17 protein-coding genes and 2 pseudogenes are annotated in these 20,239 nt (G+C 74.7%); 3 read left to right on the top strand and 16 right to left on the bottom strand.

Features of this window, described 5'->3' with window-relative positions:
• Nucleotides 1-38 precede the first annotated feature (38 nt).
• The 4 genes from ACFWZ5_RS21695 to ACFWZ5_RS21680 form a co-directional block, all read right to left on the bottom strand.
• Nucleotides 39-593: a DUF1772 domain-containing protein gene (locus tag ACFWZ5_RS21695; protein ID WP_384805436.1), complete on the bottom strand. Its 555-nt coding sequence runs from the start codon at nucleotides 591-593 to the stop codon at nucleotides 39-41.
• A gap of 407 nt (nucleotides 594-1,000) precedes the next feature.
• Complete coding sequence (locus ACFWZ5_RS21690) at nucleotides 1,001-1,429, bottom strand: acyl-CoA thioesterase (protein WP_384805434.1); 429 nt, start codon at nucleotides 1,427-1,429, stop codon at nucleotides 1,001-1,003.
• 16 nt (nucleotides 1,430-1,445) lie between these two features.
• Entirely contained in the window at nucleotides 1,446-1,820 is a 375-nt protein-coding gene (locus tag ACFWZ5_RS21685; protein WP_384805432.1) for a YybH family protein, read from the bottom strand.
• 47 nt (nucleotides 1,821-1,867) lie between these two features.
• Nucleotides 1,868-3,358, bottom strand: coding sequence for an FAD-binding protein (locus tag ACFWZ5_RS21680; RefSeq protein WP_384805430.1), 1,491 nt, complete (start codon nucleotides 3,356-3,358; stop codon nucleotides 1,868-1,870).
• Between the two features lie 180 nt (nucleotides 3,359-3,538).
• On the opposite strand from ACFWZ5_RS21680, the pseudogene ACFWZ5_RS21675 reads away from it, so the two are divergent.
• Nucleotides 3,539-3,907: pseudogene (locus ACFWZ5_RS21675) on the top strand (transposase); the annotation flags it as partial.
• A 181-nt stretch (nucleotides 3,908-4,088) separates the two neighbouring features.
• Here ACFWZ5_RS21675 and ACFWZ5_RS21670 read toward each other — a convergent pair.
• The 4 genes from ACFWZ5_RS21670 to ACFWZ5_RS21655 all read right to left on the bottom strand — a co-directional run bounded on the left by ACFWZ5_RS21670 (nucleotide 4,089) and on the right by ACFWZ5_RS21655 (nucleotide 7,542).
• Nucleotides 4,089-5,348: an acyltransferase domain-containing protein gene (locus ACFWZ5_RS21670; RefSeq protein WP_384891087.1), complete on the bottom strand. Its 1,260-nt coding sequence runs from the start codon at nucleotides 5,346-5,348 to the stop codon at nucleotides 4,089-4,091.
• Nucleotides 5,349-5,465: 117 nt separating this feature from the next.
• Complete coding sequence (locus ACFWZ5_RS21665; protein WP_384794517.1) at nucleotides 5,466-6,254, bottom strand: 3-oxoacyl-ACP reductase family protein; 789 nt, start codon at nucleotides 6,252-6,254, stop codon at nucleotides 5,466-5,468.
• Complete coding sequence (locus ACFWZ5_RS21660; RefSeq protein ID WP_384794519.1) at nucleotides 6,251-7,270, bottom strand: 3-oxoacyl-ACP synthase III family protein; 1,020 nt, start codon at nucleotides 7,268-7,270, stop codon at nucleotides 6,251-6,253. Before ACFWZ5_RS21660 ends, ACFWZ5_RS21665 begins: the two co-directional genes overlap by 4 nt.
• Nucleotides 7,267-7,542: a phosphopantetheine-binding protein gene (locus ACFWZ5_RS21655; protein ID WP_384794521.1), complete on the bottom strand. Its 276-nt coding sequence runs from the start codon at nucleotides 7,540-7,542 to the stop codon at nucleotides 7,267-7,269. The genes ACFWZ5_RS21660 and ACFWZ5_RS21655 overlap by 4 nt, the downstream gene beginning before the upstream one ends.
• A 229-nt stretch (nucleotides 7,543-7,771) precedes the next feature.
• Here ACFWZ5_RS21655 and ACFWZ5_RS21650 point away from each other — a divergent pair, with 229 nt between their 5' ends.
• Nucleotides 7,772-9,742 (top strand): AAA family ATPase, encoded by a 1,971-nt coding sequence (locus tag ACFWZ5_RS21650; RefSeq protein WP_384794523.1) that lies wholly within the window; start codon nucleotides 7,772-7,774, stop codon nucleotides 9,740-9,742.
• 593 nt (nucleotides 9,743-10,335) lie between these two features.
• Nucleotides 10,336-13,281 (top strand): annotated as a pseudogene (locus ACFWZ5_RS21645) (BTAD domain-containing putative transcriptional regulator); the annotation flags it as partial.
• Between the two features lie 43 nt (nucleotides 13,282-13,324).
• Here the strand turns inward: ACFWZ5_RS21645 and ACFWZ5_RS21640 are convergent.
• The 8 genes from ACFWZ5_RS21640 to ACFWZ5_RS21605 form a co-directional block, all read right to left on the bottom strand.
• Entirely contained in the window at nucleotides 13,325-14,038 is a 714-nt protein-coding gene (locus tag ACFWZ5_RS21640; RefSeq protein ID WP_384794525.1) for an indole-3-glycerol-phosphate synthase, read from the bottom strand.
• Nucleotides 14,038-14,745: an N-(5'-phosphoribosyl)anthranilate isomerase gene (locus ACFWZ5_RS21635; RefSeq protein ID WP_384794527.1), complete on the bottom strand. Its 708-nt coding sequence runs from the start codon at nucleotides 14,743-14,745 to the stop codon at nucleotides 14,038-14,040. Before ACFWZ5_RS21635 ends, ACFWZ5_RS21640 begins: the two co-directional genes overlap by 1 nt.
• A 2-nt stretch (nucleotides 14,746-14,747) precedes the next feature.
• The gene (locus tag ACFWZ5_RS21630) at nucleotides 14,748-15,920 is read right to left on the bottom strand and encodes an acyl-CoA dehydrogenase family protein (protein ID WP_384794529.1); all 1,173 of its coding nucleotides are present in this window, start codon (nucleotides 15,918-15,920) and stop codon (nucleotides 14,748-14,750) included.
• Between the two features lie 15 nt (nucleotides 15,921-15,935).
• Complete coding sequence (locus ACFWZ5_RS21625) at nucleotides 15,936-16,310, bottom strand: ectoine synthase (protein WP_384794531.1); 375 nt, start codon at nucleotides 16,308-16,310, stop codon at nucleotides 15,936-15,938.
• Nucleotides 16,311-16,430: 120 nt separating this feature from the next.
• Entirely contained in the window at nucleotides 16,431-17,231 is an 801-nt protein-coding gene (gene trpA, locus ACFWZ5_RS21620) for a tryptophan synthase subunit alpha (RefSeq protein ID WP_384794533.1), read from the bottom strand.
• Complete coding sequence (locus ACFWZ5_RS21615; RefSeq protein WP_384794535.1) at nucleotides 17,224-18,279, bottom strand: hypothetical protein; 1,056 nt, start codon at nucleotides 18,277-18,279, stop codon at nucleotides 17,224-17,226. The genes trpA and ACFWZ5_RS21615 overlap by 8 nt, the downstream gene beginning before the upstream one ends.
• A gap of 3 nt (nucleotides 18,280-18,282) precedes the next feature.
• Complete coding sequence (locus ACFWZ5_RS21610) at nucleotides 18,283-18,537, bottom strand: phosphopantetheine-binding protein (RefSeq protein ID WP_384794537.1); 255 nt, start codon at nucleotides 18,535-18,537, stop codon at nucleotides 18,283-18,285.
• An 81-nt stretch (nucleotides 18,538-18,618) separates the two neighbouring features.
• Entirely contained in the window at nucleotides 18,619-20,193 is a 1,575-nt protein-coding gene (locus ACFWZ5_RS21605) for an AMP-binding protein (RefSeq protein ID WP_384891084.1), read from the bottom strand.
• Between the last annotated feature and the right edge of the window lie 46 nt (nucleotides 20,194-20,239).

Genomic DNA, 20,239 nt, shown 5'->3' with positions numbered 1-20,239 from the left:
GTGAGGCGCCGTGCCCGGCCCGCCCCGGGGAGCCCGGATCAGCCGGTCATGGACATCGGGGCGGAGGGCCGGGCCGCGGTGTTCTGGCTCTCGTGCAGCCGGTGGGCGCCGTAGACGATCAGCGACCAGAGCAGGCAGACGAAGGCGGCGGTGTGCAGCAGGGCGCGCACGATGTTCCACACGACCCACTTGGTCTCGAAGTCCGCGCGGACCGCGCCCAGGTCCTTGATGCGGTCGGGGTTGCCGGCGTCGGCGAGCTGGACGTTCAGGGGGGCGTTGCCGACGAGGGTGACCAGGAACGCCACCAGGTAGAGCACCAGCGCGGCGGTCAGCCAGGGCAGCGCGGGCCGGCCGGGGGTGCGCCGGGCCTGGACGACGGCCATCACGAGCAGGGGGATCGAGCCGAGGAAGGGGAGGATGAAGACCGGGTTGAGGATGGCCATGTTGATGTCCTGCATCGTCTCGATGAGGGTGCGGTCGGACGAGCGGGCCAGGCCGGGCATGACCGCGTAGGCCATGGCCGCGAACAGTCCGGCCATCAGTGCGGTGCAGAGGGTGGCGGCGAGCAGCGTGCCGGTCTGCAGGTGCTTCATGCTGCGTTCCTTTCGTGCCGGACGCCGGTGGCGGCGCTGTCGTGGGTGCGGGCCGTGCAGACGGTGCAGGCTGTGCAGACGGTGCAGGCTGTGCGGGCGGTGCCGGAAGGGCAGGCGGTACCGGAAGTGCGGGCGGTGCGGGCAGTACCGGAAGTGCGGGCGGTGCGGGCGGTACCGGAAGTGCGGGCGGTGCGGGTGGTGCGGGTGGTGAAGTCGCGGGCCGGGCCGCCGAGTTCTGCCGGGCGCCCCGGCGCGGGCGGCTCCCGCCGGGACCATCTTGGCCGCCGTTCCGGCGCCGGGCACGCTCGGGGACGGCCACATCGTGGCGCGTTCCCGGGAGGCCGTGCCCGGCGCCTTACGGCGGCGCCTTGCCGTCGCCGCCGGACCCGCACCGCTGCCCGCCCGTCTCAGGTGTCGAGGCCGAGCACGTCGGGCTGCGCGGCCAGCTTGCGCAGCAGGGCGCGCGGCTCCGGGAGCAGGCGGCGTGTGGCCAGGTCGAGCAGCCCGATCACGCCCTCGATGCGGGCGACGGGGACGCCGTCGGGGGTGTGGAAGGGCTGCAGGAGCTCCACGAGCTTGCCCTGCCCCCCGCTGACGGCGCAGCCCACGTCGACCTCGTCGCCGGCCCGCAGCTCGCGCTGGAAGCGGACGGTGGCCTTGAGCAGCACCGGGCCGATGCCGGCCGCACCCAGGACGTCCGGGGTGAGGCCGGCGGCGTGCAGGAACTGCCAGCGGGCGTGCTCGGCGTACTGCAGGTACACGGCCTGGTTGAGGTGGCCCTGCCGGTCGAGTTCGTAGCCCCGCGTCTGGACGCGGACGCTGAACTGTGAGTCCATGCCGGCCCCCGCCCGCTCAGGCCCCGACCGGATCGTCGAAGACGATCCGCCAGGTGCCGTCCGGCTGCCGGCGCGAGACCACGGTGCCCTTGCCGCTCAGGTCGAGCGGCTCGCCGGCCTCGTCCTTGCCCACCAGGTGCCAGTCGGCGTGCGTCATGGCGATGTCGCCCGAGCGCAGCGCGCTGGTCATGGTGATGGTGGCGGCCGTGATGGCGGCGAACATCGGCCGCAGGGCCTCGGCGACGGCCTTGAGCCCCGCCTTCTGGGCGCCGTCCGGCGGCGTGACGAGGATGCCGTCGGGCTCGTACAGGTCGAGCATGGCTTGCGGGTCGCCTGCGTTGAAGGCCGCGGCGATGAGGCCGGGGAGGTCTTCGGGGCGTTGTGCCGGCATGGCGGGAATCTCCTTGGTGTGGGAGGGCGGGGCGGGCTGGGGGCGCATCAGCCGAAGATGCCCTGGCCGGGGGTGAGGATCCCGGCCGGGTCGTAGCGGCGTTTGAGGGCGCGCAGGCGGCTCCAGCGCGACCCGTAGTGGGCCTGCCAGTCGCCGCGGGTCATCGAGGGCACCGCGCCGACGAGGTAGCGCTTGGCGCCGAGGTCGACGGCCCGGTCGTAGAAGCGGCGGTTCTGCGCCAGCAGGCCGGGGACGTCGGGGTGGTTGGGGGCCGGGAAGCGGATGAGGCTGACCTCGAAGAACTCGTTCGTCCGGCGCCGGGGCAGCATGAAGCCGGGCCGGGTCAGGCGCCGGTCGTCCATCGGTGAGATCCGCACCGGGCCGGCCCCCATCTGGGTGGCCGTCAGTTCGCCGAGCACGGTGTCGAGGTAGGCCGGGGTGTTCTCGGCGCCGACGAACATCATCAGCCAGGGCTTCTTGGCGCCCCAGAACCCGGCGGCCTTGAGGGCCTCCCAGTCCGGGTCGAAGCGCAGCAGCCAGTCGCGCAGGGACAGGTCGCCCGTCGGTCCCGCACTGGCCTGGGGCGAGAGCACGGCCTGCACGGCGGCGACGTCGGGCTGCTCGGGCGCGGAGTAGAACAGGCCGAGGGCCAGGCGGTAGGTCCAGCCGCCGCCGGGCTTGGGCTCGGCGTAGCCGTTCTGGTCGCCGGCCACGCCGGCCCGCATGACGGCCACCGAGTCGCGCAGGAAGGCCGCCCGGTCGGTGTAGGTGAACTCCAGTGAGCGGGCCCGGGTCTTGGCCGGGATCAGCTTGATGCCGGCCCGCACGATGATGCCGAACTGCCCGGCGCCGACGAGGACCGCCTCGAACAGGGCGGGGTTGCGGTCGCGGGAGCAGGTGACCAGCTCGCCGGTGCCCGTGACCACCTTGAGCCACTCCACGTTGTCGGCCTGCGAGCCGTAGCGCTGGCTGGTGCCGCCCAGGCCGCCGACGCTCAGCGTGCCGCCGATCGACAGATGGGCGAAGTCGTTGTAGACGGGCAGTGTCTGGCCGGACTCCAGGGCCCGCAGCACCAGCGTCGACCAGGTGACGCCGGCGTCGACGTCGGCGAGGCCCCGGGCGATGCTGTGGATGGCGCCGAGCGGTTTGGGGTCGATGGCGACGCCGCCCTCGACCAGGGCCTGCCCGTGGTGGGAGTGCGACTCGCGGTCGGTGGCCCCGGTTCCGCTCTGGCCGTTGACGGCCACGGGGATGCGGTTCTCGCGGGCGTAGCGCACGACCTTTTGGATGTCGTTCACCGAACCGGGGGTCAGGACGGCCTGGGGCTTTCGCGTGATCAGGTGGCCGAAGTCCTCGGTGAACGCCGACGGGGCGGGGACGACGAGCGTGCCGTCGAGGGCGGGGATCTGCTGGATGCCTGACGTCGGACCGGGGGCGGTGGCCCATGCTCGGGCATGGGTGTTCCATCCCAGGACCGCCGCGCCGGCTCCGGCAATCAGGCCGGACAGCGCCTTCCGGCGTGTGAGCTCGGTATGCATGCCTCGTTGGTACGCCCGCCCTCGCAAACAGAGCGCAAGCCCGCCCCGCGCGGGGCACACCCGCCGCAGGGGAAGCCAGGAGAGCCAGGAGGCAGAGGGGCCAGGGGCAGAGGGGGAGTTACGGGGTTCGGCTGCCGGCCGGGCCGCTCGCCGCGGGGTACAGCGGGGTACATCGAAGACATGACTGCGCGCGGCGGCTACCCCAGTGACCTCTCCGATGCGCGCTGGGAGCTGGTCGAACCGGTGCTGAGCGCCTGGCGGGCCGAGCGCCGCGGCCGGGGCCTGGCGATCGGCCGCCCGCCCCGGCACGATCTGCGCTGCCTCATGAACGCGGTGCTCTACGTGGACCGCACCGGCATCCCGTGGCGCTATCTGCCGCATGACTTCCCGCACTGGCGCACCGTCTACGGCTACTTCGCCGCCTGGCAGCAGGACGGTGTGTTCGAGCAGCTGACCGGTCTGCTGCGGCGCCTGGTCCCGGCGCAGGAGGGCCGCGGGGGCCGCGGGGGCGAGGTGTCGGCGTGCGGGCGGGACGCGGGGACCGTCAGGGCCTGCGCCCGCGCGCACCTGGGGGCCGGGGCCGTGATCCGCCTCGCGGTGCTCGGCCTGGTGGCCCGCCGTCTCACCGGCCAGGCCGCCCTCCGCCGGCACGGAACCTGACCCGGGGCCGGGCCCGCCGCACCGGGCGCGTCTCACCGGATCGGATGCGTCTCACCGGACCGGGCGCGTCTCACCGGCGCGCATGCTCCCCGGCGGCGGAGCCGGCGCCGGGCAGGACATCGTGGCCCTCGCACCACAGGGCCGCGGCCACGTCGAGGACCGCACGGCGATCGCACCGGCCGCCCGGCAGCAGGGACACCACCGTGCTGCGCCCGGCGCGCACCGCGTGCTGGCGCTGGGCGAGATGGGACAGGACGCGGCCCGGTCCGCACTCGACGAGCAGCCGGTCCCCGCCGTCGAGCAGCGCGGTCAGCGCGGGCCCGAAGTGGACGGTGTCGGCCAGCTGGCGGGCCCAGAACCGCGCGGAGCCCGCCTGGCGGGCGGTGAGCAACTGCCCGGTGTAGCCGGAGCGGACGGGGAAGCGGGCCGGGCGGGGGGTGGCGGCGAACGCCGGCTCGGCCGCCGCGACGGCCGGTGCCATCGCCGGGCTGTGGAAGGGGGTGGTGGCCGCCACCGGCCGCAGCCGCACCCCGGCACGGGTGAGGCGGCCTGCCACGGCGGCCAGTTGGGCGCTCGGCCCGGCCAGCATCGTGCGCCGGGCGGCGTTCACGGCCGCCACCGCGACCTGCCCGGACAGGTAGGGGCCGAGCTCGTCGGCGGACGCGAACACGGCGAGCATCCCGCCGGGCGGGACCGAGGCGATGGCGGCGGCACGCACCCGGCCGCGCACCAGGGCGGCGGCCTCCGCGACGGTGAACACCCCGGCCAGGGTGGCCGCCGCGACCTCGCCCGCGCTGTGCCCCAGCGCCTCGGCGGGCGTGATCCCCCAGCTCAGCAGCAGCCGGCCCAGGGCGTAGTCGACGGCGAACAGCAGCGGCTGGGCACGGCGCTGGTCGTCGATCGGTACGCCGGTGCCGGTGCCGGTACCAGCGGCGGTGGCGGTGGCCAGCCAGTCGGCGCGGATCGCCGCGCCCTCGGCCCCCCACCTGCCAAGGACCTCCTCGACGGCCGCACGGAAGACGGGCTCGCCCCGGTACAGCCCCACCGCCATCCCCGGGTGCTGGGAGCCCTGGCCGGGCAGCAGCAGGGCGACGGGCCGCGGCCCGCCGGCCGCAACGCGGTGCACCGCGGCGGCCGCGACGTCCTCCACGGCGCGGGCCGCGGTGGTGACCACCGCGGCCCGCACCGGCCCCGCACCCGGACCAGGCAGTGGCGCCCCGGTGCGCAGGGCGCCGGCGACCCGGGCACGGGCGGCGCGTTCACCGGCCGCGTCCGCCCCGGCCCAGCACAGCAGCCGGGGCGCACCGCGGGCGGTGTCGGGGAGCGTCATGCCGCTGTCCTCCCGTGTTCTCCGGGCCCTGCCGGGCGTTGCCGGGGCCTGCCGGGTCCTGCTGTGTTCCTTGCGTGTTCTGCGTTCTTGCGTGTTCTGCCGTGGTACGGGGGTGTCTCAGGTGAGGGAGATCCCGCCGTCGACGCTGAGGACCTGTCCGGTGATGTAGTCGTTGTCCAGGAAGACCTTGATGGCGGGGGCGACCTCCTCGGGGGTGGTCAGGCGGGGCACGGGCAGGTTGGCGGCGAGGGTGTGGCGGAACTTCTCGGTGGCGTTCGCCGTCATCCGCGTCTCCATGAACCCCGGTGAGACGGCGTTGACCGTCACCCCGCGCCGGCCGCACTCGGTGGCCAGGGTGCGGGTGAGCGCGATCACCCCGGACTTGGAGGCGGCGTAGGCCGTCTGGCCGGAGGTGGCGACCAGGGCCGAGGGCGACACCACGTTGATGATCCGCCCCCACCGCCGCTTGACCATGGACGGCAGCACCGCCCGGCACACGTGGAAGGTGCCCATCAGGTTCGTCCGGACGGTCTCGCCCCACACCTGGGGCGACTGGCTCATCATCAGGGCGTCCTTGCGGACGGCCGCGTTGCTGACGAGGATGTCGATCTCGCCCAGTTCCCGGGTGACTTGGGCATGCAGGGCGCTGACCTCCTCCCAGCTGCCCACGTCGGCCTGGACGACGGCCGATTGGTTGGCCAGGCGCTCGCTGACCTCGCGGGCGCCCTCCTCGGCGCGGTGGTAGTGGAGCGCGACGCGGCACCCGAGCCGGTCGAGTTCGAGGGCCACGGCGGCGCCGAAGCCCCCGGACGCGCCGGTCACCAGGGCGACGGGCTTGTCCGGCCGCGGGGCAAGGCCCAGGCCGGTGCTGCCGGTGCTGTCGGCGTTGTTGGCGGGGCCGGTCATGACGGCCACCGAACCGGCTCGCCCGCACCCCATTCGATCAGCGCGGTGAGCCACACCATGCCGGCCCCGAACGCCGCGAACAGCACGCGCTCGCCGCGCTGGATGCGCCCGGCGTCGAGCGCTTCGGCCAGGGCGATCGGCATCGACGCCGCCCCCGTGTTGCCGTAGTACTCGATGTTGGTGATCAAACGTTCCCGGGGCAGCCGGCTGCGCTCGAGGATCGAGTCGATGATGCGCATGTTCGCCTGGTGCGGCAGCAGGTGGTCGATGTCGCCGGGCTGAAGGCGGGCCGCGTCGAGGGTGCGTTTGAGCGAACCCACGGTGAAGCGGACGGCGTTCAGGTAGATCTCGTTGCCCTTGATCTGCGCGTAGTGCTGCCCGGCGCGCAGCGTCGCCTCGCTCGCCGGCAGCCTGCTGCCGCCGGCCGGGATCTTCAGGCTGTCGACCTTGGTGCCGTCGCACCCCATGTCCCACCCCTTGAGCCAGCTGCGGTCGTGGGGTGCAAGGACGACCGCCCCGGCGCCGTCGCCGATCAGCACGCCCAGGTCCCGGTCCTCGGGGTTGACGACGAGGGAGTGGGTGTCGGTGCCGATCAGCAGGATCGGGCGGGGGTCGATCGCCATGAGCCCGGCGGCGACCACGAAGCCGTAGGCGAAGCCGGCGCACTCGGCGTTCACGTCGTGGGCGCCGCCCGCCGTGCCCAGTTCGCGCTGTACGAAGGCGGACGTGGCCGGCGACAGCTGCTCGGGCGTGCCCGAGGCGAGGATGAGGTGGGAGATCTCATCGGGCCGCAGCCCGGCCTGCTTGAGCGCCCGCCGGCCGGCCTCGACGGCCAGCGAGGCGGTGGTCTCGCCCGGAGCGACCACGCGCCGCTCGCGGATGCCGGTGCGCTGCACGATCCAGTCCTCGTCCACGCCGAACCGGGCGGCGAGTTCGGTGTTGGTGAGCCGTCCCTCGGGCAGGTAGCGGCCCCACCCGATGATGCCGATGCCCGCCACCTTCGCCTCCGCGGTCACTGCTCGCCGGCCGCGGTGGCGGCCGGGACGGCGTTGCGGGCGGCCAGCAACTGCTGGTGGATGCCCCGGAAGGTGACGGTGTCGTCGATGCTCTCGACGATCGACTCGTCCACCCCCAGGTCCGGGTAGCGCTCCTGCATGTCGTAGACCCACTCCATGAGGTCGAGCGAGTCGACCCCGGAGGTGGTCAGCGGCGCGTCCGGGTCGAACTCCTTGACCCGGCTCACGGCCATCAGCCGGTCGGCGGACACCTCGAGCGTGGGAAGCTGCATGGCGTACTCCTGCTCCTGATCATCGTGAACAGCCTTTCGGCCGGACCGTACGAGTGCCGGTGCAAGCGCGTCGCAAGCCCCCGCTCCGCCGGGCGGCGTGCCCGGCGCGGGGCACCGCGGCGGTACCAGCGCGGTCCCGCGCCCCGGCACCCGGCCCCGGCCCTTTGGTGGTACCGCCGCGTCGGATTCTGGCCACCACACAGGCACTTTCAGGGGGACGGGGATGTTCATGGACGCCGAGATCGAGATCCTGGGGCCGATGGCCGTGCGGCGGGCCGGCACCGTGCAGCACCTGCAGAGCGCACAGGCCCGGGTGGCGTTCGCCCGCCTGGTCCTGGCCGGCCCCGAGGGGGTCACGCGCGACGAACTGGCCGACGTCATCTGGCCGGGAGAGCTCCCGCCCACCTGGACCTCGGCCCTGCGCACGCTGGTCAGCCGGCTGCGGGCGTTCGTGGGGCCGCTGCAGGCCGAGCCGGAGCAGGCGCTGGTCAACCGGGGCGGGCGGTACGTGCTGACGCTGGGCGCGGGCGTCGTGGTCGACGTGCACGAGGCGACGCGGTCGGTGGCCGCGGCCCACGAGGCGCTCACCGCCGGGCAGGCGGACGTCGCCGACCGGCTTGCCACCCGGGCGGCGGAGCGGCTGCGGTTCCCGCTGCTGTCCGAGCACGAGGGCGACTGGGTCACCGCCCAGCGCAGGCGCCTGGCCGAGTACCTGGTCACGGCCCTGGAGACCGCCAGCCGGGCGGCGCTGGCGGCGGGCGACCGCGGGCGGGCCGCGCTCCTGGCCGAGGAGGCCACCGCCCGCGCCCCCGAGCGCGAGAGCTCCCACCGCTGCCTCATGGCGGTGCGCGCGGCCATGGGCAACCGGGGCGAGGCCCTGCGGGTCTACCAGCGGCTGCGCCGCTACCTCGCCGAGCAGTTGGGCGTCGACCCCTCGCCCGAGACCGAGGCCGCCTACCTGGAACTGCTCGGCCCCTCCTCGGCGCCGGCCGCGCCCGGCGGCGACGCGGGCACGGGCGACCGGCGGGCCCCGTTCGTGGGGCGCCGGCACGAGATGGCGGCGCTGGCCGGCGCCTGGGCCAGGGCCGCCCGCGGCCGCCGCCAGTTCGTCCTGGTCACCGGCGAGTCGGGCATCGGCAAGACGCGTCTGCTGCGCGAGGCCGGGGCGGCGATGGCCGCCGCCGGCGGGCTGCTGCTCGTCGGCCGCTGCGACGAGGGCCAGCTGGTCCCCTACCAGCCCCTGGTGGAGGCGCTGGACGGCTACGTCGCCGCCTCGCCCGACGACGTGCTGGCCGCCCTCAGCCCCGCCGCGCGCACCGTGCTGCACCGGCTGCTGCCCTCACGGCAAGGGCCGTGCCCGCCGGGCGAACTGCCCGAGCGGCCCGCCCTGTTCGCGGCGCTGACCGAACTGCTGCTGGCCGCGGCGGCCGAGCCCTGCGCCCTGCTGATCGACGACGCCCACTGGGCCGACGCGCAGACGGTGGCGCTGCTGCGGCACCTGCTGCGCGCCACCGCCGGCGCCCGGCTGTGCGTGGTCGCCGCGGCCGGGAACGACCTGCCGACCTCCGTGCGGCGGGCCGGCCTGGACGAGGCGATGCTCCCCTTCGAACACGCCGGCGACGCCCGCGAGGTGGCTCTGGGCGGCCTCACCCTCGCCTCCACCCGGGCGCTCGTGCACGAACTGGACGCCGGCGCCGACACCGCCACCGGCGTCACGGAGGCCGACCCGGGCCGCCAGGCGTACGCCCGCAGCGGCGGAAACCCGTTCATGCTCCTGGAGATGCTGCGGCACCCGGCCGGTACCGAGGCGGTACCGCCGGCCGTCGCCCGCCTGGTGGCCGCCAAGCAGGCCGCCATCGGCCAGGACGCCACCCGGCTGCTCCATGTCGCGGCCGTCACCGGCCCGTTCGTCTCCTTCGACGCGATGGCGGGCGCCGCCGGCCTGGACGTGCTGGCGGCCCTGGACGCCCTGGAGGCGCTGCTGAAGGTGGGGATCCTCGCCGAGGTGAGCGTGGCGGGCTCCCAGCACCCCGACCGGCCGGCGATCTACGAGTTCCGCCACGACGTCGTCCGCCAGGCCGTCGACGAGCAGATGAGCGACGCCCGGCGCCGCCACGTCACCTCCCGCCGGCAGGCGGTGCCAGGGGCCCGCCACGACAGCGGCCACCAGCTCTCGCACACCGGAGCCGAGCGGCCCTGAGCCGGACCGGCCCCGCCCCCGCGGTACCTGAGGGGCCGTCGGGACGGTGGTGCCTGCCGGGGCGCACGGTGTGACCCCCGGGACGGGAGCGGCCCTGCGCCTGTCTGATCCCACAACGCCCCGCTCTGCGCCGTAGCGCCGCGGCCGGTGACACCCCCCGGCCGCGGACGACCGCCCCCGCAGCACCCCGCCGCGCCCCGCCGCGCCCGGCCGCGGACGGCAGGCCTCCTGCTGGAGCGCGCCCCTTGACCGGCCGACCGGCCGACCGGCCGCGGCGAACTGCCCGCTACCCGCCGGGAGTTGACGGGACCGGTCCGGACGGCTCCGGGCAGCCTGGCACCATGCGCACTGCGCGTACCACGGCCCGCCGCCCCCACCCGCGGCACCACCGCCCCCGGGCGCGAGGCGGCATCACCGGACCAACACCGCGTCACGGGATCAAACACCGGGAGAAAACGACCTCTCAGCGTACAGCGCGTACAGTTGGACTAATCTGGCATGACCGTGCTGCTGAGGTCCTGGGGGGGACCGGTCCAGCCGGCACAAGACCGGTATCGGACCGGTTCCAGCTGGCATAAGGGGGAGAGCCTCGTATGGCTCGAATGCCATTGGTCTCGCGTCAGCGCCTGGTGGAGGAGATACTCAGCGCGCGGCACTCGGTCCTCATCGAGGCGGGCGGGGGATTCGGCAAGAGCGTCCTGATCGGGCAGGTCCGCGCCCGCGCCGGCAGCGGACTCGAGGTGCGCCTGCCGCGTGAAAAGACCGTCACCGGCGAGGAGTTGGCCGCCGCGATCCTGGCGGCGGCCGGGCAGCAGACCGGCCGGACACCCGCCCCGGCCGCGGGCGCCGCCGCCCCGGCCACCGCCGCCGCCCGGGTCGGCGAACTGCTGGCCGCGCCGACCGGGCCGGGCCTGCTGATCGTCGACAACGCCGAGGCGCTCACCGACGAGGCCGCGGCCTGGCTGGCGGGCCTGGCGCAGGACAGCATGCCGCCGGTGCGCATCCTGGTCAGCAGCCGCCTGCTGCCGGCGCCGCTGGCGGCCATGGAGTTCCGGGGCACCGCCGAGCGCTTCAACACCCAGGACCTGCGCCTGACCCAGGAGGAGGCCACCGTCCTGGCCCGGATCGAGATCGGCGACGAGGACGGCGAGCGCCTGGCCGCCACCCTGCACGACCTGTCGGGCGGCTGGGTGGCCCTGCTCCTGGTGATGCTGCGCCGCCTCGCCCGGGAGTCCGACCGCATGGCGGCCGCCATGGGGCTGCTCCAGCACCCCGGCCTGATCCGCCAGCTGATGGACCACTACGCCGCCGACCTCGACCCCGCCGACCGCTATCTGCTGACCCAGGTGGCCGCGTTCCCGCTGGTCAACGACAGCCTCGTGGAGGGCCTCGGCGAGCCGGGGCTGCTGCGGCGCCTCATCCGGGCCGGCATCCCCTTCGCCGTCGGCGCCGACGGCTGGGCGCGGCTGTGCGCGGAGTCCAAGGAACTGCTTGCCGCCCTCGCCCCGCTGGATCCGGCCATCGCCCACAAGGCCGCCCCGCTGCTCACCTCCCAGGGCGCCGAACTGGCCGCGGCCAGCCTGCTGGTCGACAGCGGCGACCCCGAACAGGCGGCCACCCTCATCGCCAAGCTGCCCACCTCACGCATCAACCACCTCAGCCCGGTGGAGTTCATCCACCTCATGGCCCGCCTGGGGCCCGCCGCCGAGGCCGCCCCCCAGGTGCTGCTGCACCTGGCCCGCACCCACCGCAACCTCGGCCAGCTCGCCGAGGAACGCGAAGTCATCGGACGCGCCCTGCGCGTGGTGCGCGAGCAGAACACCGACGAGGACCTCGCCGCCGAGGTCGCCAGCGAGTGGCTGATCCAGCGGGCGCTGCTGCGCGACGCCGACGTGCTCGCCGAGGCCGAGCAGCTGCTCGAAGTGACCGCCGGCGGCACCCGCGCCCAGGCCAGCCTCCTTGAGGCGCTGGGCGTGGCGCTGTCGGGCCGGCCCGACGAGGCGAGCCTGCGCCGGGCCGAGAACGCCATGCGCCAGGCCGCCATCACCTGGGGCGAGCTGGGCGAGCCCGCCCGCATCGCCGCCGTCCAGCGCAGCCTGGCCACCCAGGTCCTGTCCGCCCTGGGCAAGACCGGCGAGGGCGCGGTGCTGCTGCGCCGCCTCGGCGCCACCAGCGACACCCAGCTCGACCGCATGCTGTGCCTGGTCATGGAGGCCCGCCTGCTTGCGCTCAGCGGCGAGGCCGAACGCCCGCTGGCCATCCTCGACGACGCCATGCGCCTGGCCGAACTCCTGCGCATCGACTGGGTGATGGGCCACGCCTCCTGGACCCGCATGATCGTGGCGGCCAACGACCACGACCTGTCGGGGGTGCTGGAGCAGCTGGCCCAGGCCGAGGCCCACCTCGGCCAGATGATCCACGACGGCGGCGGGCTGCAGTTCCTGTGCGAGGCGGCCGATGCCTGCGCCGTGGTCGGGGCGGACGCCCCCTCGGCCCGGCTGCTGGCCGCCGCCCGCGAGCACCGCATCGAGGACCCGGTGTCCCTGGCGCTGACCGAGGCGTTCATCGACGCCCGCCGCGGCAGGCCCGAGGCCGCCGACGTCCTGCAACGCATGCTCGAGGACGGCGAGATCGCCCCCTGCCTGCGCTGGAAGGCCGAACTGCTCACCGGCTACGTCCGCCACACCGCCGGCCGCATCGACGCCGCCGACCAGCGCCTGCTGATCGCCCTGGACCGGGCGGCCAGCCTCGGCCACCCCGACCTGCTCGACCGCCGCGAGCGCCGCGTGGCCGGCGTCCTGCGCTCCGCGATCCGCCTGCCCCCCGCGGTCGCCACCGCCACCCACACCGACACCTCCGCCGACACCTCCGCCGCCGACGCCTCCGCGGACGCCGCCACCGGCGGCTACCGGGTGCGGGTCCTGGGCGCCTTCGAGGTCCGCCGGGGCCACGGCGTGCTGCTCGGCACCGGCCGGGCCAGCCAGCTGGTCAAGCACCTCGCGCTCGCCGGCGGATCGGTCCGGGCCGAGAGCGTGGTCGAGGCGCTGTGGCCGGGTGAGATGCAAGGGGTGGGCCAGCGCCGCCTGAAGAACGTCCTGACCCGGGCGCGGGCCACCTACGGCCCGCTCGTCACCCGCACGGGGCAACTGCTGTGCCTGTCCTCGTGCCAGGTCGACCTGCACGCCTTCGAGGACCTGGCCCGGGCCGTCGCCGCGGCCCAGGGCGGCGAGCGCGTCGCGCGGGCCCGCACCGCCGTTGCCGCCTTCGCCGGGCCGCTGCTGCCCGACGACCTCGACGACGACCGCATCGCCCAGCGCCGCGAGGCCGTGCGCCGGCGGGCCCTGGGACTGATCGACATCGTGCTGACGGCCGCCCTGGAGGCGGGCGACCTGGAAGAGGCCAGGGACCGCCTGGAGTCGGCCATGGAGCTCGACCCCTACGACCAGGAGCGGCCGCTGCGGGTGGCCCGCGCGCTGATCGCCCGCCGGCGCCACCTGGAGGCGGGCGACCTCGCCGCCCGGGTGAGCGCCGCCGCCGACGAGTTGGGGGTGCCCTTCGCCGTGGAGTGGGACGAGCTGTCGCTCAGCCCGCTCGACGCGCCGACGGCACACGACGCAGAGCGTCCAGCTCCTCGCACCATGACTCCAGGCCATCGGCCCGCAGCAGACGGGTCCCGACCAGCAGCCCGGCGTAGCCGGAGCTGAGCAGGGTCGCGGCCACGCGCGGATCGTCGATGCCGCTGGCACTCACCGGGCACGGCGACCGAGTGCGCCGCACGGCCGGCAGCAGCCGGCGGCTGCGGCCCAGGTCGGCCGTGCCGCGCTCGCGGGCGCGGATGTCCTTGTTGTTGACGGCCACCACGCACCCCTCGCACGAGGGCAGGGCCTCGATCTCGGCGGGGCTCGCCACCTCGATGAACGGGGTGAGGCCAAGGGCCAGGGCGCGCTCGGCCAGGCGCGCCAGCGCGGCCCGGGGCAGCAGCGCGGCGGTGAGCAGCACCGCGGACGCCCCCAGCTTCCGGGCCGCCCGCAGCTGGCCCTCCTTGGTGACGAAGTCCTTCTGCAGGACGGGCAGTTCGCTGCGCCCGGCCACCTCGGCCAGCAGGTCGGCATCGCCCCCGAACCAGCGGCCGGTGACGACCGACAGACACGGGGCGCCTGCGGCCTCGTAGCGGGCCACGATCTGGGCCGGCGAGCGGCCGCGGAACAAGTCCTCGCCGTCGGCCGAACGGGGTTTGAGCTCCATGATCACAGGGCGGGGTGAGCCGGTCAGGGCGTCGATGAACGAGGACCCCATCAGGCGACCACCTTCTCCATGTCGCCGGCCGCACGCCAGTGCTGCCGGATGCTGTGCACGCCGGCGGCGCAGAACGCTCCCGTGGCGTCCCGGGCCGCGGTGTCGACGTCGACCCCGGCGAAGCGGGGGTGGGCGGCCACCTTCTCGTAGCGTGCGCGGTTGGCGGCCGAGATGCCCCCGGCGACCAGGAACGGCCGGGTGGTCGCCTCGGCCAGGTCGATCACCACGTCGGGGTCGAGACACAGCCCGGTGCTGCCGATGCGCCCCTGGGCGCTGGTGGCGTCGCACAGGAACACATCGGTGCCCGCCCGCTCGTAGGAGGCAAGCAGCGGGCGTTCGACGCAGGCGTCGCCGCTGACGTGCAGCACCTTGACCACCGTGGCCTGCGGCAGGCCCCGCTTGAGCGCCGCCACCACCCCCGGGCTCTGGTAGCCGTGCAGCTGCAGCCACCGCACACCGGCCGTGCGGGCGGCCTCGACCAGGGCGGCCGGGTCGCCCAGGAAGGTGACAAGCACCGGCTCCGGCGCCGGATGCCCCGCACCCGGCGGGGCGGCGCGGCAGGCCTGCGCCAGCGCGGCGAAACGGCCAAGCGGCAGATCGGCGGGCCCGCCCGGAACCCCGTGCCACAGCCCGACCAGGTCCACGCCCGCGGCCGAGAGCAGGGCGAGGTCGTCGCGGCTGGTGGCGCCGCACACCTTGAGCAGCATGGTCACAGCCCCAAAAGCGAGGAGATCCGGTTGTACTGGATCTCCGTCGTGCCCGAATACAGGGTGCTGCCCACGGCGTTGGCCAGCTCGCGGTCCAGGCCGTACTCCGACATGTAGCCGTTGCCGCCGAAGACCTGGATGGCCGCGAGGCCCGAGGCCACGTTGGCCTCGCTGGTCAGCAGCTTGGCCGTGGCCACGTCCATCGTGACGTCCTGGCCGGCGGCCAGGCGCTCGGCGGTGTCGTAGAGCCACCGGCGGGCCGTCTCGAGGCGGATGCGCATGTCGACCAGCTTGTGGGCGATCGCCTGGAACGAGCCGATCGGCCTGCCGAACTGCGTGCGCGTGCGGGCGTATTCGAGGCAGCGCTCGAAGCGGTGCTGCATCTCCCCGACGTTGATGATGAAGGAGCAGAGGATCTCCCACTTCATCACGTGCTCGAGCAGCAGGTATCCCCGTCCGATGCCGCCGATGGCCCGCTCGGCGGGCACGCGGCAGTCGTCGAAGTACAGCTCGCTCATCGGCGAGGAGGCAAGGCCCATCTTCTTCAGCGGCCGGCCCGTGGAGAAGCCGGGGGTGTCGGTGTCGACCAGGAAGGCGGTGATGCCCAGCGGCCCGCCCTCGGGCCGGGTGCGGGCGTAGACGACGACCACATCGGCCACGGGCCCGTTGGTCACGAAGCTCTTGCTGCCGTTGAGCACATAGTGGTCGCCGTCCCTGACGGCGGTCGTGCGCATGCTGAGCGCGTCCGAGCCGGTGTCGGGCTCGCTGATGGCGTGGGCGCCGATCAGCTCGCCCGAGCACACCCCGGGCAGATACCGGTCCTTTTGCGCATCGGTCCCGAAGTGCTGCAGCGGGACGCCGGTGCTGCACATGGTGGTGGCGACGCAGAAGCTCAGCCCTCCGTCACGGCACCCCTCGCCCAGCGCCTCCAGTACGAACATGGTGGTGAGCAGGTCCAGTCCGGCGCCGCCCCGGGCGGGGTCGAACGGCAGGCCGAGCACCCCCGAGGAGCGGACCAGCTTCCACGCGTCCCACGCGAAACCGGCTCCGGCCGCGTTGTCTCCTTCATCGGCGCTGGTGTCGGCGCTGGTGTCGGCGGCGGTGGCGGCCAGGTCGCGGCACCACCGCTGCATGCCCTCGCGCAGTGCGAGCTGATCCTCGTCCCAGGTACGCATCCCCGCACCCCTTCTTCAGTAGGCGGAGGTGCCGGCGGCGTCGAGGCTGTGCCGCTCGTCGCCCCGCAGGGCGGGCGAGAACACGCACACCAGGCGCAGGTCGGCGTCCGGGTCGGCGATGAGGTAGTGGGCGTCGTGCTCGTCGAGGGCGTAGAGCGTGCCCGGGGTGATGCGGTGCGCCGTGCCGTCCAGGGCGACGACCTCGCCGGAGCCCTCGATGCAGTAGCAGGCCTCCAGGTGGCGGCGGTACTCCAGCAGTGACTTCGTACCGGCCCGCACCGTGGTGTCGGTGACGGAGTAGCCCAGGCCGTCGGCCTCCAGCAGGAAGCGGCGGCTGAGGCCGTTGCCCCAGTCGACGGTGGTGACGTTGTCCAGATCGCGCACGATCATCACAAAGCTCCTCTCACAGGGTGGGCAACCGGTCACAGGGACCGGGAAACAGCGGTGGGGACAAGGTGGGGACAGGGTGGGGACAGGGTGGGGACAGGGGGGACGGGAGTGGGGACAGGGTCAGGGACGGGGGAGGGGATGGTGGTGGGGGCGCAGGGCGGTGACGAGGTCGGCGAGGCCGGCGACGACGTCACCGCCGCCGGCCAGCGCCGCCTCCACCCGGGCGACGGCGGTGCTGCCGACCACGGCGGCATCCGCGCCGGCCGCGTGCACCCGCGCGACATCGGCCGCCGTGCGCACCCCGAAACCGGCGGCGATCGGCGCGCCGGTCAGGGCCCGCAGGGCATCGACGGGAGCCCGCAGTGCTGCCGGGTCGGGGGAGGGGCCGGCGCCGCTGGTGCCGTAGTGCGTCACCAGGTACACATAGGCCGAGGCGTGCGCCCCCGCCTCGGCCAGGGCCGTGGGCGGCGAGGTGGCGTAGCAGGTGGTGACGACGGGCAGCCCGGCGGCGCCGGCCCGGTCGTAGAACTCCGGGCGGACTCTGGGCGGGGCGCCGTGCAGCAGCGCCCCGGCCGCCCCGGATGCGGCGATGGCCGTGACGGCCTCGGCCGTCGACCGGGGGCGGACGGTGTGCGCCCAGTCGGCCAGGACCACCACGCGCAGGTGGCGGTGGCGGCCGCGGGAGCGCTCGACGAAGGCGAGCGCGTCCTCAAGTCCGGTCCCGGCCGCCAGGGCCCGGTCGGCGGAGCGGCGGATCACCGGCCCGTCGCTGATGGAGTCGGGGAAGGGCACGCCCAGCTCCAGGACGTCGACCTCGTGCTCGTCCAGCATGTCGGCGACGTCGTCGAGCACGTCCAGCGGCGGGTCGCCGGCGTTGAGGAACACGGCCAGGCCCGGCGGGTGGCCGAACAGGTCAGCCACCGGAGGTCACCTCGCTCACCAGCACGGGCGGCGTGGGCGCGGTCCCCTCGGCGCGCACGGCGTCGATCAGGGCGCGCACCGCGCCGTCCCGCATCGCCTCGGTGGCCGCGGCGATGGCGGGGCGCCACTGGTTCTCCCGCCCGGCCGCGATCAGCAGGGCGGCGGCGTTGAGGGCGACGGTCTGGGTGGCCACCTCGCCCGCCCGCCCGGACACGACGTCCAGGAAGTGCTCGACCAGGCGGGCGGGTTCGGGCACCGGGGCCAGGTCCGCCAGGGTGCCGGGGGCCGTGCCCAGGGTGCGGCGGCTCAGCCGAAGCCCGTGGGTGCCGGCCCCGCGGTGGATGACGTTGTCGGCGAAGCTGACCAGTTCGTCGGCGCCGATGCTGTTGGTGCACAGCCACACCTCGCGGTCGTCGACCGCCGCCGCGAGCTGCTGGGCCAGCGGCAGCAGCCCGGCGCTGGACAGGCCGGTGAGCTGGCGCGTGCCCGGCAGCGCCGGCAGGAAGGGGCCCAGCGCGTTCAGGAGCCGGCCGAAGGACCGCATGGGCTGCGGCAGGATGCGCCGGGCCAGCACGGTCAGCTCGACGGGGTACACGAAGTAGCCGGCGAAGGCGACGCGGTGGCGGGCCAGGGACGCCGCCGTGTCGTCGTAGGACTTGGTGAGCGTGATGCCGAGCCGCTCCAGCAGGTCGATCGAGCCGTGCCTGCTGGAGTAGGCCCGCGAGCCGGTCTTCACCACCGGTGCGCCGAGCGCGGCGGCGGTGAAGGCGGCGGCGGTGGAGACGTTGAACGTCGCGGTGCCGCCGCCCGTGCCGACCACGTTGACCGCCCCGGGAAAGGAGCGGATCGCTCCGGTGCGGCGTGCGTGCAGGGACCGCACCAGGGCGGTGAGCGTGTCGGGGGCGACCGTGGGGTGGCTGAGCGCCGTCAGCAGCGAGGCCGGCTCGCCGGCCTCCAGGGTGTCGGCGCTCAGCTCGTCGAAGAACGAGGACCACGTCGCGGTGTCGACCGGGCGGCCGGCAGCTGCGGCGGCGGACGCGGCGTGCACGGCTCAGCTCGCCTCGGCCGGGACCGACGCCCGCGCCACGAAGGCGTCGATGGCGTCGATGGTGCGGAAGTTGTCCGGGTCCAGGGCCGCGTCGTCGACGGCGACGGCGAACTCGCTCTCGACCCAGGCGATGAGCTTGAGCAGCCCGAGGCTGTCGATGACGCCGTTGGCGAGCAGGTCGTAGTCGGCGGCGAGCTCGTTCGCCTGGACGTCGGGCAGGAACTCCTGGAGCAGGAAGTTCTTGATGGTGGACTTCATGGTGCCTGTTCCTTTCGGTCGGTGCTGTCGGTGCTGTGAGCGGTGTTGGCGCTGCGAGCGGTGTCAGTGCTGTCAGTGCTGTCAGTGCTGTTGGGGCTGTTGGTGGTCCGGGGTGGTCTCGTCGGCGCGGGGAGGCTTCAGGTTCTGGCCGAGCGACTGGCGGTCGACCTTGCCGGTGGACGTGCGGGGCAAGGGCTCCTCGGACAGGCGGAAGGTGGAGGGGATGGCGGCCGCGGGCAGGCGCTGGGCGCAGTGCTGGCGCAGCCCGAGGGTCTTGACGCTCGCGCCCGGCACCCGGCGCAGGACCGCGTGCAGCAGGCGGCCGGCGACGGGGTCGGGGAGGGCCAGGACCATCGCCTCGGCGACCTCGTCGTGGTCGTGCAGCACCTGCTCCCCCACCGCGGTGTTCACGCGGGTGCCGCGCACCTTGACCTGGAAGTCGTTGCGCCCCTCCAGGTGCAGGACACCGGCGTGGTCGCGGCGCACCACGTCGCCGGTGCGGTAGAAGCGGACGGCGGTGCCCGGCGGGCGGCCCGCGGGGGCGTCGATGAACGGCCCCAGCGCGGTGGGGTCGGCGCCGAGGTAGCCGGCGCTCTGGAAGGGGGTGGCCACGACCAGTTCGCCCCGGCCCGGGCCGGTGACCACGGCGCCGTCGTCGTCGAGGACGAGTGCCTCGACGCCGGGCAGCGGCACCCCCAGCGGCACGCCGTCACCGGGCAGGGCGCCGGGGTCCACTTCGTGCAGGAAGCTGTCGTTGGTCTCGGTGCAGCCGTAGACGTTGTAGAGGCGGCTGTGGGGGAAGACGGCGGGCAGCCGGGCCAGGCAGCGGGCGGGCATGTGGTCGCCGGTGAACAGGGTGTGGCGCACCGAGGTGAGCCGGCGGGCCGGGTCGCCGGCCGCGTCGACAAGGAGCTGGTGGGCCATCGGCACGGCCTGCACGAGGGTGACGGCGTGGTCGTCGATGGCATCGAGCAGGTGGCGGCCGTTGGTGGCGGCGTCGGGGTCGATGAGGACGACCCGGCCGCCGTGGTGGAGCGTGGCCCACACGTCGAGGAAGCACAGGTCGAAGTTGAGCGGCGCGTAGTTGAGCACCGAGGCGCCCGGGCCCAGGTCGAAGCGTGCGGCGGCCCAGTCGGCGAAGCGCTCGACGGCGCCCGCGGTCAGCGGCACCAGTTTGGGCAGGCCCGTCGACCCCGACGTCGTCAGTACGAAGGCGACGTCGTCGGGGCCGGCGGGGGTGGCCGCGGCGCCGGGGGTGGCCGCGGCGGCCGGGGCGGGGCCGGTGTTGTCGGGGTCATTGGAGTCGTCGGCGGCGTCGTCGGCGGCGTCGTCGGCGTTGATGACGTGCCGGCACCCGGCCCGGGCCAACAGGCGCTGCAGGGTGGCGGGGGGCAGGGTGACGGAGGGGAGCACCACCGCCAGGCCCGCCCGCAGACACGCAAGGACCAGGGCGATGGTGCGGGGTGTCTTCGTGGCGGGTATGCCGATCGGCTCGCCGCCGCGGGTGTCGAGCCGGGCGAGGCGGGCGGAGGCATCGGCCACGAGAGCGGCCAGCTCGCCGTAGGAGACGGGCCGGCCTTTCGCCACGAGGGCCGTGGCGTCGGGTCGGGCCTCGACCTGCGAAGCGAAGGACGTCCAGAGCCGGGTAAGTTCCACACCGGCATCGTGCGGGCGGCCCCGCAACGCCGCCGCAAGGCCCGCC

The sequence above is a fragment of the Streptomyces sp. NPDC059003 genome (genome assembly GCF_042740445.1).
GTDB lineage: Bacteria > Actinomycetota > Actinomycetes > Streptomycetales > Streptomycetaceae > Streptomyces.
This window is presented reverse-complemented; position numbering and strand designations above follow the sequence as displayed.